This window comes from Shewanella sp. 10N.286.52.C2, assembly GCF_002874545.1.
Taxonomy (GTDB): domain Bacteria; phylum Pseudomonadota; class Gammaproteobacteria; order Enterobacterales; family Shewanellaceae; genus Shewanella.
The window spans coordinates 77,608-94,006 of sequence record NZ_MCTV01000035.1; the positions used below are offsets into that span (position 1 = coordinate 77,608).

15 protein-coding genes are annotated in these 16,399 nt (G+C 42.8%); 7 read left to right on the forward strand and 8 right to left on the reverse strand.

Translation table 11 applies throughout. From position 1 onward, the window contains the following. Window positions 1–77: 77 nt before the first annotated feature. The 4 genes from BCU94_RS12715 to BCU94_RS12730 all read right to left on the reverse strand — a co-directional run bounded on the left by BCU94_RS12715 (window position 78) and on the right by BCU94_RS12730 (window position 2,602). The gene (locus BCU94_RS12715) at window positions 78–518 is read right to left on the reverse strand and encodes a thioesterase domain-containing protein (protein WP_102476579.1); all 441 of its coding nucleotides are present in this window, start codon (window positions 516–518) and stop codon (window positions 78–80) included. An 11-nt stretch (window positions 519–529) separates the two neighbouring features. After that, window positions 530–979: a D-aminoacyl-tRNA deacylase gene (gene dtd, locus BCU94_RS12720; protein ID WP_102439862.1), complete on the reverse strand. Its 450-nt coding sequence runs from the start codon at window positions 977–979 to the stop codon at window positions 530–532. A gap of 69 nt (window positions 980–1,048) precedes the next feature. Further along, on the reverse strand, window positions 1,049–1,618 hold the full coding sequence (locus tag BCU94_RS12725) for a hypothetical protein (RefSeq protein WP_102439863.1): 570 nt from the start codon (window positions 1,616–1,618) through the stop codon (window positions 1,049–1,051). A gap of 105 nt (window positions 1,619–1,723) precedes the next feature. Further along, window positions 1,724–2,602 carry a virulence factor BrkB family protein gene (locus BCU94_RS12730; RefSeq protein ID WP_102439864.1) on the reverse strand — a complete coding sequence of 293 codons (879 nt, stop codon included), beginning with the start codon at window positions 2,600–2,602 and terminating at the stop codon, window positions 1,724–1,726. Window positions 2,603–2,691: 89 nt separating this feature from the next. Here BCU94_RS12730 and BCU94_RS12735 point away from each other — a divergent pair, with 89 nt between their 5' ends. Then, complete coding sequence (locus tag BCU94_RS12735; RefSeq protein WP_076538103.1) at window positions 2,692–2,913, forward strand: hypothetical protein; 222 nt, start codon at window positions 2,692–2,694, stop codon at window positions 2,911–2,913. A gap of 27 nt (window positions 2,914–2,940) precedes the next feature. Beyond that, window positions 2,941–3,588: a DUF2959 domain-containing protein gene (locus tag BCU94_RS12740; protein WP_102439865.1), complete on the forward strand. Its 648-nt coding sequence runs from the start codon at window positions 2,941–2,943 to the stop codon at window positions 3,586–3,588. 38 nt (window positions 3,589–3,626) lie between these two features. On the opposite strand, the gene BCU94_RS12745 is transcribed toward BCU94_RS12740, so the two are convergent. The 4 genes from BCU94_RS12745 to glnA form a co-directional block, all read right to left on the reverse strand. Next, window positions 3,627–4,553: a hypothetical protein gene (locus BCU94_RS12745; protein ID WP_133149790.1), complete on the reverse strand. Its 927-nt coding sequence runs from the start codon at window positions 4,551–4,553 to the stop codon at window positions 3,627–3,629. A 265-nt stretch (window positions 4,554–4,818) separates the two neighbouring features. Then, window positions 4,819–6,018, reverse strand: a complete 1,200-nt coding sequence (locus BCU94_RS12750) for a dicarboxylate/amino acid:cation symporter (RefSeq protein ID WP_102476581.1) — start codon at window positions 6,016–6,018, stop codon at window positions 4,819–4,821. 194 nt (window positions 6,019–6,212) lie between these two features. After that, a complete protein-coding gene (locus BCU94_RS12755; protein WP_102476582.1) occupies window positions 6,213–8,510 on the reverse strand; it encodes a carbohydrate-binding family V/XII in 2,298 nt (765 codons plus the stop codon). Between the two features lie 326 nt (window positions 8,511–8,836). Continuing rightward, window positions 8,837–10,246: a glutamate--ammonia ligase gene (gene glnA / locus BCU94_RS12760; RefSeq protein ID WP_076538111.1), complete on the reverse strand. Its 1,410-nt coding sequence runs from the start codon at window positions 10,244–10,246 to the stop codon at window positions 8,837–8,839. 477 nt (window positions 10,247–10,723) lie between these two features. Here glnA and typA point away from each other — a divergent pair, with 477 nt between their 5' ends. From typA to glnG, 5 genes are all read left to right on the forward strand, one after another. Then, a complete protein-coding gene (typA, locus tag BCU94_RS12770) occupies window positions 10,724–12,541 on the forward strand; it encodes a translational GTPase TypA (RefSeq protein ID WP_076538117.1) in 1,818 nt (605 codons plus the stop codon). 173 nt (window positions 12,542–12,714) lie between these two features. Beyond that, window positions 12,715–13,026: a pyrimidine/purine nucleoside phosphorylase gene (locus BCU94_RS12775; RefSeq protein WP_102440175.1), complete on the forward strand. Its 312-nt coding sequence runs from the start codon at window positions 12,715–12,717 to the stop codon at window positions 13,024–13,026. Between the two features lie 91 nt (window positions 13,027–13,117). Further along, window positions 13,118–13,666, forward strand: a complete 549-nt coding sequence (locus BCU94_RS12780; protein WP_102440174.1) for a DUF4124 domain-containing protein — start codon at window positions 13,118–13,120, stop codon at window positions 13,664–13,666. A gap of 126 nt (window positions 13,667–13,792) precedes the next feature. Further along, window positions 13,793–14,830, forward strand: coding sequence for a nitrogen regulation protein NR(II) (gene glnL, locus BCU94_RS12785; RefSeq protein WP_102440173.1), 1,038 nt, complete (start codon window positions 13,793–13,795; stop codon window positions 14,828–14,830). Window positions 14,831–14,860: 30 nt separating this feature from the next. Beyond that, entirely contained in the window at window positions 14,861–16,276 is a 1,416-nt protein-coding gene (gene glnG, locus BCU94_RS12790; RefSeq protein WP_102440172.1) for a nitrogen regulation protein NR(I), read from the forward strand. Window positions 16,277–16,399: the final 123 nt, after the last annotated feature.

Below are 16,399 nucleotides of genomic sequence, written 5' to 3' on the forward strand. Positions count from 1 at the left end.
GAGGTTTAGTAGGGCTTGGGAGCAAGACACTAACGCTCCCAGCTCTGGTATGGCTGAACACGATTATTGAATCAAGTTCACTTAGCAATGCTAAAATACAGCCCAGTAAAGCTGGCACAAAGCTTATCTTTACAATGCAGCTGTACCTCAAGTTTCACTTTTACCTTACCGCCATCAGCAAGGCTTGCTAATGAAACATCTGGCCAAATAACACTAGCAGTGGGGGCTTCAGTAATGGGCGCGCTATAGCGGATGTGTGCATCTGCTAATACGATATCACCACTAAAACCTTGCAACTTTTGCTGTAACCACATCATCCCCCAGCCCGTTAGGGTCGCCAACGTATAAATACTGCCAGCAAACATGGTCTGATGCAGGTTAATATTGGGCTCGAGCAGCGCGGTAACTGTGAGTGTTTGCTGCTGAAAACTCAGCGGCTGCACTTGCATAAACTCACTCAAAGGAATGGTTTGATACCAAGTGTTTTGCAGTTCAATAAGTTGCTCTTTAGCCGCCATAATGTGCTCCTTTAAACCTGCAAATTAAAGGTCACAGGACCATCATTAACTAACTCTACCTTCATGTTTGCGCCGAAAGAGCCTGTAGCAGTTGTCACCCCTTGTTCACGACAAAAAGCCACGAAAGCTTCATATAGCTCATTGGCTTGATCTGGAGTCGCAGCGCTGGAGAAGCTTGGACGCAGCCCTCGGCCAGTATCAGCGGCTAAGGTAAACTGTGACACTACCAGTAACTCACCACCAGCTTGTTGCAGATTTAAATTCATCTTGCCGTTTTCATCACTAAACACACGATAGCCGATGACTTTTTTGGCCAGCTTTTGCATTTTCTCAATGTCATCGTCACGTTCCACCCCAAGCAGCACTAATAAACCTTTATTGATACTACCGGTGACTTCTTGCCCTAGCTCAGAGTCGATGGTGACACTGGCACGTGTCACCCTTTGGATTAAGCCAATCAATGTTACTTCCTAATACTTACGTGAAGAATTGTGCGATTACTTGCGGATTTACCTACACCAACAATAACCTTAGCCAGCGATATCTTGTTTCATCACTGGGATCGGTTTAATTAAATGCTCAGATCCTTTGGGTAATGATTTACCCACTTGATTAAGGCCTTCATCAGTCCACAACATAAAGCGGCGTAATTCTTCCAGTTCAATGGAATCAACAAATGTCGCAGCGCCTTGTACTTGGATCACCGCCCCATTGTCGCGAATGACGAACTTAGCAAAATTAAGCTTTTGGTTTAGTGAGCCAATTAACAACAATAGCTCTTTACTGCCATGTAATTGCGGATGCACCGCAAACAATCGATTGGTAAGAATACGATCGACCCCTTGCTCACTCATGCTAGGCTGCAGCACAAACTGAGTTTCCCCAAATTGCACCGCCACACTATTAGGGCTGAGTTTAGTGGCTAAGTAACTGGCGTTTAGCAACGTTTTATATAATTCTTCAGCGGCTTGCTCATCGCTCATATTAGCCATGTTGATCATCTTAGGAGCAGCAGAAACTACAGTATCTTCTGTGGTATTTTCGGTGGCGGCGCAAGCAGATAACCCTATTACGCATGCTGCAAGTATCAATTTTTTCATTTTCGTTCCTTGTTAAGTTATCTTTGCTAGCGATAAAGTATCGCAAGTTAACACTCATGTCAGGCTCAAGTGCTAAGCCCAGTCGGTGTATTTATAATGCTTGTGTTACTTCTCATTATCTTCTGAAGTAGAAAAAATCCCGGTATCGAGGTACTCAGGCATCGCGGCCGTTATTTCTGCGCCTAATAAAACAATTATCCACGACACATAAATCCACACAAACAAAATCGGGATGGTGGCTAGCGCGCCATAAATGGCTTCATAACTGGGAAACTGCGTCACATAAAAGGCAAAACCTTTTTTACCCGCTTCAAATAGCATCGCCGCTACCACAGCACCTAATAAGGCATGTAAAAAATGCACTTTTTTATTGGGCACCACCATATACAACAGTAAAATCGAGGCCACAGAAAACAACATCGGCAAACGCTCAACCAGCCAAGTCATTAAGCCTGATATTTCGCTATTATCAAATACCGTTAATGACACCACATAAGAGGTTGCCACTAAGCTGGCACCAATCAATACTGGCCCTAATGTCAGTACCATCCAATACATAGAAAAAGACACCATATAAGAGCGGCTTTCAGTGGTACGCCAAATATTATTCAGCGCTTTATCGATAGCAGAAATCAGCAACAAGGCCACCACCACTAACGCAATCACCCCGACAAAGGTGCCCTTTGAGGCATTTTCAACAAATTCATTGATATAAACCTGTACGGTATCGCCAGCGGCAGGCAAAAAGTTGTCGTAAATAAAGCTCTCAATTTTACCGCGAATACCTTTAAATACTGGAAACGCCGACAACATCGACATGGTCACCGCCACCATTGGCACTAGTGATAATAGTGTCACATAGGCTAAGTGACCGGCTTTGACATTGATTTGATCTTCTACCAAGCGCTGCTTAAGGTGAAGTATAAATTGCCAAATGCTAATAAAAACTCGTTGGATATAGGCTACATCTATCTTATTTGTCACAATATTCTCTTGATTATTTTATTTTCAATTCTGCGTTTTAATTCGTACAATGTTATAACACGATAGTTACACTCCAAGGGAGCGATTTAATGTCTCAACAAGGTTCTGCTGGTAATGTGATTGCCGCCATCGCCAGTTTCTTTTTCCCAGGTTTAGGTCAACTGGTTCAAGGTCGTATTATAGCTGCAATTCTATTTTTCTGTCTTACAGCAGTATGTTACTTCTTCTGGGTATTAATCATCCCAGCCATTATTGGTGCCATACTTCACCTTTGGAGCATTATTGATGCTGCCACATTTACCGCCGACTAATTCGACAATACGATAAGAGAGTAAACAATGAAGAAATGGATATCCTTGGCATTACTGAGTAGCAGCTTACTACTTAGCGGTTGTCAAAGCGCTTATTATGGCGCCATGGAAAAGGTCGGCTACCACAAGCGTGACATCATGGTTGATCGCGTCCAGGAAGCAAAAGAGTCCCAAGAAGAAGCCCAAGAGCAATTTAGTTCTGCGTTAGAAGAAATGCAGGCGTTACTTGCCTTTGATGGTGGCGATCTTGAAGATGCTTATAACAAAGCTAAAGATGAATATGATTCAGCGCAGTCAGCCGCTGATGAAGTGGGCGATCGCATCGATAAAGTTGAAGATGTAGCTGAAGCTCTATTTGAAGAGTGGCAAGCTGAAATTCAAGAAATCAGCAAAGCGAGCCTACGCCGTAATAGCACCTCTAAATTGAATGAAACCCAGCGCTCTTACGATTCATTGGTCAAAGGCATGCGCCGCGCCGAAGCAAAAATGCCTCCGATCCTGACGGCTATGAAAGACAATATGTTGTATTTAAAGCATAACCTTAATGCGCAGGCTATTGGCGCCATTAAAGGTGAGTTTGAAAGCCTGCAATCAGATATTACTAGCTTGATCAGCGAAATGAACAAATCGATTGCTGAATCGAATAAGTTTATTGAAGCCATGGAAAAGGGTTAACATCTTAAAAATAAAGTGAGCAGCTTTTAAGTCCTGACTTAAAAGCTGCTTTTCTCTTTAGTTGCCAATTTATCCAGTTCAGAACAAGTCTTAACGCCATCTCGGCAAGCAATCAATGTCACCTCAATATGTGTAAGCATCTGCTTTTGATCAAGTATAAAACCCTGCGAGGCAGCCAAGTGTGATAATACTTGATAAGCCTCAGTCTCTACTGAGCCAAACTGGAATGTATCGCCATTACTGAGTGATGCAATTGCAGTCATTGATAACTGATTATTGTTACTATCTTTTAGCTTTCGAGCTGAAAAATGTAACCTTTGCTCATCATCAAAGCCGCTAACGAGTGACGTTAACGTCGATTTATCGGCAAATTCAAATGTTATTTCAGGGGATAAATTAGCAATGGGGGTATTATATTCAACCCCTTGGATATAGGCTTCAAACCACATCTTTTTGAACTGGTAATAAGTTATCTTACGCTTCCAATCTGCATTAATTTGCACTATTCGGTCTTTATCATTAACTAATGACCATGCTGTTGCGGCAATGTCTGGAGCAACCTTTATTTGTAGCGGCTCAAAAAAGCCCTGCTGATATAAATACTCTGCATAAGTAATAAACTGTTCACGCTCGAGATTTTGTGGCGCTAAGGGAATAATGGTAGAGCGGTCTTCAAACTGGCAAATGCCTTGGGTGGCAGAGCGATTATAGTCACTACACACTTCAACCATTAATTTAATTACTTCAAATTTACGTAGCTCAAATTGGCTAAAGTTAACCACATTCATAAACGCGTGCTGGCGATTGGCTAACGCTGATAATGCTGCAGCTTGATATTTTTTATCTGAATTACAGTCATTACATTGAAGGTTTATGCTGCCAACTTTATTATTCGCAAAGACATTAGCAGTGACCAACATCAGCATTATTAACAGTACTAATTGGCTTAAAAATCCATTTCTCAAACTATTCCATCCCTATATAAAATTATACGTAACAAGCTAATAATAATCTAAAAGTAGCAATCGCGCCTGATGGCGCTGCCGTGAAATCAATACCCTAGCGATTAATACAGGTCAATGTAGTCATTTTTAGGCACAGCGAAAATCAGCGTATGATTATAATAAGCAATCAGATTGCCGCATGGGTTCTAATTTTGTTCAACGTTAAGGGGGAGTATCCCCAATTAAAGCTCCGACTTACATCCCCCTTAAACTCAGTTCAGTTAATTCAATTTATATAATGCCTACCATTAATCCGTTGAATAATTTGAGTGGCCGTTAAATCATGTACCACATTGATGACAGTCGATGCTGCATCGGTAATGGCGCCTAATACCACCAAAATAGGGATCACTTCGACGGGTAAGCCTAAGGTTGTCACAATAAAGATTTCCCCTAAAAATGCCCCGCCAGGCACGCCGCCAATGACAAATGCTGACAGCACCGAAATCAAAATGGTTAACATAAACACATCCGCGCTAAAGTCGAGCCCAAGTAATGAATAGATAAATACGATTTTAAGCGCGGTTATCATCGCTGCGCCGCCTTTATTTAAATTCACCAATAGCGGCAAGCTGATTTCAGCTATTTGCTCATTTAAACCCATTTTACTTGCTGTGCGAATATTAACTGGCAAGGTGGCCAAAGAGGAACTAGTACCTAGGGCGGTTACTGCAGGAGCTAGCATATGCTGCCAAAAATTATTTACTCCTTTCCCTCCACCTCCAATCCATGCATATAGCGTTGAGCCTAAAGTTAAATACAAAAAGGTTGCCACTAAAAATAGCGCAATAGCTCGGGCAAATGTGCCCATTAACTCAGCATCTTGACTGGCCATAGTTGCGGCAAAATAAGCCCCTAAGCCAATTGGTGCTAAGTACATTAAGATGGCTATGATTTTCATGATCACGGTATTAAAGCTATCCAATAATGCCGAAACTTTGAGGCCGTCTTCACCTGATTGACCAATCGCTATTCCGGTGATCAGCGACATAATGATCAGCGCTAAAATATTCGATTTAGACATTAAGCCCACAAAATCATTGGTGGTTAATAAGCTCACAAAATCCATACTGCCAGTGGTTTCAACGGTATCGGCTAAATCAAGTGTCACTCCTTGGGCAGGGTCAAATGCTAGCGCCAACAAGGTAATGCCTACAGCGGGGATCATCGCCATGACAATGGACACGCCCATGATGGTGGCAAGTATGGAGCCAAGCTTTTTTAAATCGGTCATTTTGGCAATGGATGACATCACGCTAACGGCCACCAAAGGCACAATAATCATAAACAACAAGTTGAGAAATATTTGCCCTATGGGTTTAAGTTTAATGGCAAACTCAGGGGCAACTAAGCCCAACATGCCGCCCAGCATCAGGGCTGTGAGTAAAATAATCGATGAGCGATACGCGCGAAGGGCATTCCACATGGTGAGGTTCCAATAATTAAGATCTAGTGAGCATATGCTGGTTTTTAATCATAGCCGAAAAGCCGTTACTATGAAGGCTGGGCTTACTGCAGCGCATTGATGACGAGTAACTTATCTGCTGTAAACTTGACTCTGAACTAATGCGCCCAAGCAAAGCCCGCGACTGCGGGCTTTGGCTAAATTGCGATAAACAGCTATTTTCCTCTGCTTCGCCCTTCTCTGGTCATTCCTGACTGACGCGCTTGTCGAGAACGATTCAGACTTTGATGATCTATGCTACTCGAGCGAGTTCGATTAATTGAGTGACTCATATTACTCGACTGATTACGGCTCGGTTGGCTGTGGCTAGTTTGATTTCGACTCGGTTGAATCGAGGTTGATGGCCGCGTACTTGTAACAGGACGAGTATTATTGGCGGGACGGGTATTACTCGCCGGACGAGTAGTGCTAGATGGCCGTGTCGAAGGAAAACTACTACTATTGCCCTTTGACGGTTTATTTACATTGCTAGGTTTAGACCCTTGAGCTTTTGATGGCACATTATTCCACTTACCATCGCTACGATTTTCCCACTTGCCTTTATTATCACGGGCAACATTACCGTGCTTATCGGCAAACACATCATTAGTGCGCTTTTTATTTACCTTCGCTTTATTAAAATGCTTATTGGCTACACTTGGGCTGGCTAAGCGTTTACGATTCGCCTCGCGATGGTAAAGGTTATTGGGTCTAGCGCGATTATTAGCTAATTTGTTCGAACGCATATGATTATGCATTTTAGTGCGATTACCGACACTGATACTGTTACCAATATTGATACGACCGGTATTGATCACCACTGGTCGTCTATAGCCACCGCCATAATAGCCACCACAGCATGGGCGACGATAACCATAACCGCCTCCCCATACCACACCAGCATTGAAAAAGCCGTTGCTCCAGCTCACGCCAACATTCCAGCCTGTCCACGGATTATAACCAACATGTAATCCCCAGGTCGGTGGGCGAGGATAATAATAACGGCCTCGATACGGTGGGTAATACCAGCCGGTACCGTAAATTGGCACCCCATAATAAGGGTATGACCACATATAACCCGGCGTATAACCTACGTAAACCACTTCAGGGGTTGAATCATAAACCTGCACGTAAGTGGTGTTATAAACCGGCGAACTTGCGGGTATCTTGGCAATTTCTTCATCAGGAATATTATCAGCAACAATCCACGGGCCTTTGGCAGTTTTTGAGGTAAACCACACCCCATTATCAACAGCGTAATAAGCTTGATTTATCAACAATACTTGTGTGGCGGTATTAACAGCATAGGAGACTGATGTTCCTGTTACCGCTTCAAATTTAGGCTCGCCATCGTATTCAACCTCCAGTGTGGCTTCATCACGCTTAATCGCTGCAGTTTGCGGGATTTGCGCATCTAGCACTGCTTGATTGGCTTCATCAGTGCCTGCAACTGAGACCCTTAAGCCACCAATATCAGATTCGGGAGGGATATCGTTAAAGCTTTCAGGCAGTTTGTCAGCCCTAACAAACTGCCAAGGTCCGGCCTGCTTTTTAGATTTAAACCAACGCCCAGATAAGAGCACATACATATCGCCAGAGGAGGTCTCTCTTACCCATGGGGTTTCGGTATTGGTGACATAAAGTAACTTACCATCAATCAGACTTTGCCAATTGGGTGAGCCATCAGTGGCCACTAACTCAGTCGGTTCATTAGTGGTAATAATCTGCGGCGCATTGACGCTGCTTTTAGCGGCTTCATCCTCGGTATTCACCATGCTGACCAAATCTTCAGGAGGATACAATGTGACTTGCCATGGCCCCATAGGATCATCTGCCACATACCAAAAGGTACCACTGCTTAAATACAGCTTGTTCGTTTGCGTATTACGGGCAACGGCAAAAGGGGTATTTAACACTCGCTCATAGGGACTATTTTCAATTTCACTAAATTGTGGCTCACCATCATAGGACAGCAACACGCTCAAGTTATTACTGAAGACGATTTCTGGCGCATCGTTGTTAATATTATCTAAGCTGCGTTTTACCTGCTCAGCATTTTCAAGGCTGGCTGATAAGCGCTCCATGGAAATTTCGAAGCTAGTTGTCGCTAGCGATTCTGAGACTGTATCGGTGAACGTTTGCTGGTCTTCGGCAGTGGATGATGGCCAGCGCACTTCGGTCACTTCAATATTACGCACCAAAGCAACATCGTCATCAGTATCGATTCTAGCGCTAAACCAAAAAGCGCCAAATACAGGGTCGTCTTGACCTTCCACTTCAAATGACATCGCAGCGCGGCTCATCAAGATATTGCCATCTAACGATTCTGGCTGCGGCTGATAAACCACTAAGGTGCCGAGTTTCGTTTCAACATCTTGCGGCCATTCAATTGCTACTGCCGAAAAGGGTAATAGCAACAATGCTATCCATACAGTTAGCACTTGCAGCCAGCGACGTTTGATATTGGTTATCATCATGAGTCCTTATTTTGCAATCATTTGCTATTAATCATGCGCGACTAATAATTAAAAGCGTGTATTTAAGTATATGTAGTAAAATCCATTTATTGCCAATTTGGTCATGATTAACAAGTTAGCATCTATTTGTTCATTTAATATACCGACAAACACATTGAATTTGTAAAATAGATTGTAGAAAAATCAAACAGCCACTTTGCTAAATATCCATCCACCCTGCCGTTTTATGAATATGCAAAGATCAAAAAAGCCCTTACTGGAAACCAGTAAGGGCTTTTTACTAACTGTTATTTACTACTATAAAAGCGGTCTATAAAGACGTCTTATAGTGAGTAGTAAAGTTCAAATTCAACTGGGTGAGTAGTACGTGCAACACGCTCTGCTTCACCTTGCTTGATAGCAATATATGAATCGATAAAGTCATTAGTGAATACTTCACCTTTAACTAAGAACTCACGGTCCGCATCTAAGCTTGCAAGTGCATCTTCTAGTGAAGTCGCAACTTGTGGGATCTCAGCCGCTTCTTCTGCTGGTAAGTCGTATAAATCTTTATCCATAGCTTCACCTGGGTGAATCTTGTTTTGGATACCGTCTAGACCTGCCATTAATAGCGCAGCAAAACCTAAATATGGGTTTGCATGTGGATCAGGGAAACGTGTTTCAATACGACGACCTTTAGGGCTTGGTACCACTGGGATACGGATAGAAGCACTACGGTTACGTGCAGAGTATGCAAGCATGACAGGCGCTTCGAAATGTGGCACAAGACGCTTGTAAGAGTTTGTGCTTGGGTTAGTAAATGCATTCAACGCTTTAGCATGCTTGATGATACCACCAATGTAGTAAAGAGCAGTTTCACTTAAACCAGCGTACTTGTCGCCTGCGAATAAGTTAACGCCATCTTTAGCTAAAGATTGGTGAACGTGCATACCACTACCGTTATCGCCCATTACTGGTTTAGGCATAAATGTCGCTGTTTTACCGTATGCGTGTGCCATGTTATGCACAACATACTTAAGGATCTGAACTTCATCAGCTTTAGCAGTTAGCGTGTTAAAGCGTGTCGCGATTTCGTTTTGACCGGCTGTAGCAACTTCATGGTGATGCGCTTCAACAACTTGACCCATTTCTTCAAGTACTAAACACATAGCACTACGTAAGTCTTGTGATGAATCAACTGGTGCTACTGGGAAGTAACCACCTTTAACGAATGGACGGTGACCAGTGTTACCATCTTCATAGCCAGTACCTGAGTTCCATGCCGCTTCTTTTGCATCAACTTTAGCAAAACAACCTGACATGTCAGCACCAAACTTAACATCGTCAAATAAGAAGAACTCTGGCTCTGGACCAATTAATACTGTGTCAGCAATACCAGTAGACGTTAAGTATTCTTCAGCTTTTTTAGCAATAGAACGTGGGTCACGGTTGTAACCTGTCATTGTGCCTGGCTCTAAGATGTCACAACGGATTAGTGCAGTTGTTTCTTCTGTGAAAGGGTCAAGAACAAACGTGCTCGCATCTGGCATCAGCACCATGTCAGATTCGTTAATGCCTTTCCAACCCGTAATAGACGAACCATCGAACATTTTGCCGTCTTCAAAAAAATCTTCATCAACCTGATGAGATGGGATAGAAACGTGTTGTTCTTTACCTCTGGTATCGGTAAAGCGTAAATCAACAAACTTAACTTCCAATTCTTTAAGTTGCGTTAAAACAGATTCAGCTGACATTCTTAAGCCTCCGGTAGAGTAAGGGTATTCCCTTTTATAATTCAAGTTCACCACTATACTACGACATTAAAGACGCGTATGTGTCGAAATATCACATAATTGACAATCTTAAAGCTATTACCATGCCAACTGAATAAGTATATGATTTTTATATATTTGACTTAATAGCCAATTATCGAAAACACAATTTTGCATCATTTTAGTGCAAGCGCACGCACTATTATGGTTCAACTTCTATTTTGGTGCGCGGCTAAAAACACTGCGCTGATTGTTTGTCACATTTCTGAATCGTTACTATTATATGATGCTATAAATGCCAAAATTGATGGTTATTTTTTAGCTAATCACAAAGTGTACAAAAATAATCCTATCCGCAAAGCGTCTCGTGGAGTAGAATGGCACGCTTTTTTATGGTGGCTAAACTTAATGCCGCTATAAACTCCTATTTATTTGTTTGATGGTATAGAGGTTTTATCCGTGTTAGAGAATTTACGTAACATCGCCATTATTGCTCACGTCGACCATGGCAAAACGACCTTGGTAGACAAGCTTTTGGCACAGTCAGGCACCCTTGAAAGTCGAGGCGAAGCCGCAGAACGTGTAATGGATTCTAACGATCTTGAAAAAGAACGTGGTATCACCATTTTGGCTAAAAATACCGCCATCAAATGGAACGACTACCGTATTAATATCGTAGACACTCCTGGTCACGCCGATTTCGGTGGTGAAGTTGAACGTGTTCTATCTATGGTAGATTCAGTATTACTTTTAGTTGATGCAGTTGATGGCCCAATGCCACAAACTCGCTTCGTAACTAAAAAAGCGTTTGCTCAAGGCCTTAAGCCAATTGTTGTAATCAACAAGATTGACCGTCCAGGCGCTCGTCCTGATTGGGTTATTGACCAAGTATTCGATTTATTCGACAACTTAGGTGCAACTGACGAACAGTTAGATTTCCCTATCGTTTATGCTTCTGCATTAAATGGTTTCGCGACCCTTGATCCAGACGAAACTAGCGAAGACATGACACCTTTATTCCAAGCAATTGTTGAAAAGGTTTCTTTCCCTGATGCTGATGCTGAAGGTGAATGTCAAATGCAAATTTCTCAAATCGATTACAACTCATACGTAGGTGTTATCGGTATTGGTCGTGTTAAACGTGGTAGCGTTAAGCCTAACCAACAAGTAACTATTGTTGGTGCAGACGGTAAGACACGTAACGGTAAAGTTGGCCAAGTATTAGGTTACATGGGTCTTGACCGTCACGAAGTTGCTGAAGCTAACGCTGGCGACATCGTTGCAATTACCGGTCTTGGTGAGCTAAAAATTTCTGACACTATTTGTGCTCCAGGCGCTGTTGAAGCCTTGCCTGCTCTTTCTGTTGACGAACCAACGCTAACCATGACTTTCCAAGTAAACACTTCTCCGTTTGCTGGTAAAGAAGGTAAGTATGTTACTTCACGTAATATCCTTGAGCGTTTAGAGCAAGAGCTAATTCATAACGTTGCATTACGTGTTGAAGAAACTGAATCTCCAGATCGTTTCCGTGTTTCAGGCCGTGGTGAATTACACTTAGGTATCCTAATTGAAAACATGCGTCGTGAAGGTTACGAGCTAGCGGTATCACGTCCAGAAGTAATCGTTAAAGAAATTGACGGTGAAATGTGCGAGCCATTTGAAACCTTAACCGTTGATGTTGAAGAAGAACATCAAGGTGCTGTAATTGAAAAATTAGGTACACGTAAAGGTGACATGAAAGACATGCAGCTAGACGGTAAAGGTCGTGTACGTATCGACTTTATCATTCCTAGCCGTGGCTTAATCGGTTTCCAAACTGAATTCATGACAGCGACTTCTGGTACTGGTCTTATCTACCATTCATTCGACCATTACGGTCCAGTGAAAGGCGGTGACATTGGTCAACGTGCTCGTGGTGTATTGATTTCAAACGCTACTGGTAAAGCACTGACTTTCGCATTGTTCGGTTTACAAGAACGTGGTCGTCTATTCATCGGCCATGCTGCTGAAGTATATGAAGGTCAAGTTGTTGGTTTACACGCTCGTGCAAACGATTTAACAGTTAACTGTTTGAAAGGTAAGCAACTTACAAACATGCGTGCATCAGGTACTGATGAAGCACAAGTGTTAACTCCGCATATCGAAATGACCCTTGAGCAAGCGCTTGAGTTCATCGATGATGACGAATTAGTAGAAGTAACTCCTGAGAACATCCGTGTTCGTAAGCGTTACTTAACTGAAAACGAGCGTAAGCGTCATAACCGTAGCGCTAAGTAATCGTTTTGATTAGTTAACGATTTCAAATTTTGAGAACCAAAAAACCCGCTTATGGCGGGTTTTTTATTGGCTAAATATACTTAGCCGCAAAACAGCACATGACTTAATTTCACTTTTAACTCACTTAAATCGACTATATATTTTCTCTCAATAATTAATCAACAGAGAATAATATGACCGTCATTAATCACGTTAACGTAGCCAAGCAAGCCAATGTTTATTTTGAAGGTAAAGTCATCAGTCGTACCATTCATTTTAATGACGGAAGCCAGCAGACTCTCGGAGTAGTGTTGCCGGGCGAATACAGCTTTGACACTGCTGTCGCTGAAATCATGAATGTGACTTCAGGTTCATTTGAGGTGCTATTACCCAACAAGAGTGAATGGCAAACCGTTCCAGCAGGTCAACTGTTTACACTTGATGCGAAAGTCACCTTTAAAATTCGTACCCATGAAATTAGCGAATATTGCTGCGAGTACAAGTAATTAGCCTATGTTAATCAGCAGTTAATACTGATCTTTAATTCAAAAGAGGCTAATATTATAAAGTTTAAAGCTGAAGGTGAAGGAACCCCAAATGCGTTTAACCTTATTAATAACTCTTATTTTATGCAGTGTTATCTTTTCTATCAGTCATGCCACCGTGTATCGCTGGGTTGATGAACAAGGAAATGTACATTACAGCGACCAACCACGAGAAAATGCTGAACAAGTAGAATTGAGTGAAAATACCCAAAACAGTGTTGCTGCGCCCACCGTCATAGAAACAGACAGCAGCCCAAAAGAAGCTAAACCAGTAGAGTATCGGGTACGTATTGTTAATCCGACCCAAGAAGAAACCATTCGCAATAACAATGGCAACTTTACTGTGGTTGCCAGTGCTGCACCAGAATTACCCAGTGGCTTTTTAATGGCGCTGTATATCGACGACTTACTTTATGGTCAGCCGCAATCAAGCAGTATTTTTAATGTTACCGAAGTGAATCGCGGTGAACATAATCTCGTGGTTAAAGTTTTGACCCAAAACGGCAAAGTCCTTGCATCAAGTTCTCCAAGAAAGATATTTCTACACCAAGCATCTGTTTTCTCAATCGCAAAGCCTCGACCTTTGCCAAGTAAAAAGTGATATATATCAAAAAGATAAATATTATGAATTTGAGATTGTTTTAACAAGTTGCCAGTGTAGAACAAGTTGCGCATCGCACCATATTGGTGCAACATAGTAGTGCAACTCTACTTTGCAGGACACTTGATGGACATGAACAATCTGCTGAATCATTTGGTTACCGCTGTATTCGTTATCGATAACGAATTACGGCCGCGTTATGCCAATGCTGCAGCTGAACAACTTCTTGGTATTGGCAGCAATAAATTACTAGAGCAGCGTTTACCTGAGCTATATCAGTTCATGGGCGTTGAAGCCGAGCTCCTCCAAGACTCGGTTAACGCAAATCAAGGGATCACCGTCAACACTGCGGCGTTAATTACTCTTGATGGCGTGCACCACATCATCGATATCACCCTGATACCGATGGAAAGTGAAGACAACATCAGCCTGCTAGAACTACGTCAAGTTGATCAACAACATCGTATTCATCAACAACTTAATTTAGATGCTCAGCAACAGGCGGCACAATTTTTAGTGCGTAACCTCGCCCATGAAATTAAAAACCCATTAGGTGGCTTAAGAGGCGCGGCGCAACTATTATCTCGGGAACTAGAAGACCCAAGCCTTAAAGAATTTACCGATCTGATTATTGAGCAAGCCGATAGACTACGAAATTTAGTTGATAAACTATTGGGCCCTCAGCGCCCGACTCAACATGAAACCCACAATATTCATCAAATAGTTCAAAAAGTGCTGCGCTTAGTCGAGCTAACCCTACCAAGCAATATCCGCTTGGAGCGAGATTATGACCCTTCAATCCCCGATATGGACATGGATGCTGATCAATTACAGCAAGCGGTGCTCAATGTGGTGCAAAATGCCGCGCAAGCATTAGATCCTAATGGCGGAGAAATACTCATCCGCACTCGCACCCAGCATCAAGTCACCATAGGCACTAAGCGTTTTAAGCTGGTACTGGCATTGTCGATTATCGATAACGGCCCAGGGATCCCTGCAGACCTATTAGATACCTTGTTTTATCCCATGGTCACCGGCCGTGAGGAGGGCTCAGGATTAGGATTATCCATCGCCCATAATATTGCACGATTACATGGAGGTCGGATTGATTGTATATCGGCACCAGGACAAACAGAATTTACGATTATTTTGCCATTACAATAATTTGCCAATGATGGCTCAAGAGGAAGTGATATGAACATAAGCGAACAAGTTTGGATCCTTGATGACGACAGCTCGATTCGCTGGGTTTTAGAAAGAGCCTTAGCGGGAGCTAAACTGACAACGGCAAGTTTTGCCGCTGCAGAGTCGTTATGGCAAGCCTTAGAAATATCTCAGCCTATTGTCATCGTATCTGATATCCGTATGCCGGGTACCGATGGCTTAACCTTGCTTGATCGCTTGCAAATGCACTATCCGCATATTCCGGTGATCATCATGACGGCTCATTCGGATCTGGATAGTGCCGTCAGTGCCTATCAAGCAGGGGCATTTGAATATTTGCCAAAGCCTTTTGATATTGATGAAGCCATTGCGCTGGTAGAGCGCGCACTGACCCATGCAACAGAGCAAGTACCGCCGCCTGTAGCTGAGCCAGAAAAGCTTAAAACACCAGAAATTATTGGTGAAGCGCCTTCAATGCAGGAGGTGTTTCGCGCTATTGGCCGTTTATCTCGCTCATCAATTAGTGTGCTTATTAACGGTCAGTCTGGTACCGGTAAAGAGTTAGTTGCTGGGGCGCTGCATAAACATAGCCCCCGTAAAGAAAACCCTTTTATTGCCCTTAACATGGCAGCAATCCCCAAAGATTTGATTGAATCTGAATTATTTGGTCATGAAAAAGGTGCCTTCACCGGTGCCGCTAATGTGCGCCAAGGGCGCTTTGAGCAAGCCAATGGCGGCACACTATTCTTAGATGAAATTGGTGATATGCCATTAGATGTGCAAACCCGTCTATTGCGGGTATTGGCTGATGGGCAATTTTATCGGGTTGGTGGTCACATTGCCGTGCAAGTTGATGTACGTATTATTGCCGCAACCCACCAAGACTTAGAATTATTGGTGCAAAAAGGCGATTTCCGTGAAGATTTATTTCATCGTCTCAATGTTATAAGAGTACATTTACCACCGCTTTCTCAGCGCCGTGAGGATATTACTCAGTTAGCAAGCCATTTCCTTGCCACTGCCGCCAAAGAAATCGGCGTTGAGCCTAAAATCCTCACTAAAGAAACCGCTAAAAAACTTGAGCAACTGCCGTGGCCGGGTAATGTGCGTCAGCTTGAAAATACCTGCCGCTGGTTAACAGTGATGGCATCGGGGCAAGAAATCCTGCCTCAGGATTTACCGCCTGAGCTGCTAAAAGATCCCATCAGTGCCAGCGAGCGTGTTAATGGTGTTTCTGATTGGCAAATGGCGCTGACCCAATGGATTGATGAAAAGCTCTCTGCCGGTGAAAGTGATTTATTAACTGAAGTGCAACCTGCCTTTGAGCGAATTTTACTTGAAACCGCACTAAAGCATACTCAAGGCCATAAACAAGAAGCCGCTAAACGTTTAGGCTGGGGGCGTAATACCCTCACCCGCAAGCTAAAAGAGCTTGAAATGGATTAAAGTCCTGCTTATTTCAGCCTAAAAGGAGTCCTATTTCGATAATGAAATGACTCCTTTTTTATGACTATATTGATTTAGTTTTGTAGTTTAAGCACTATTAACTCAGAGTATAAGCATTATTCA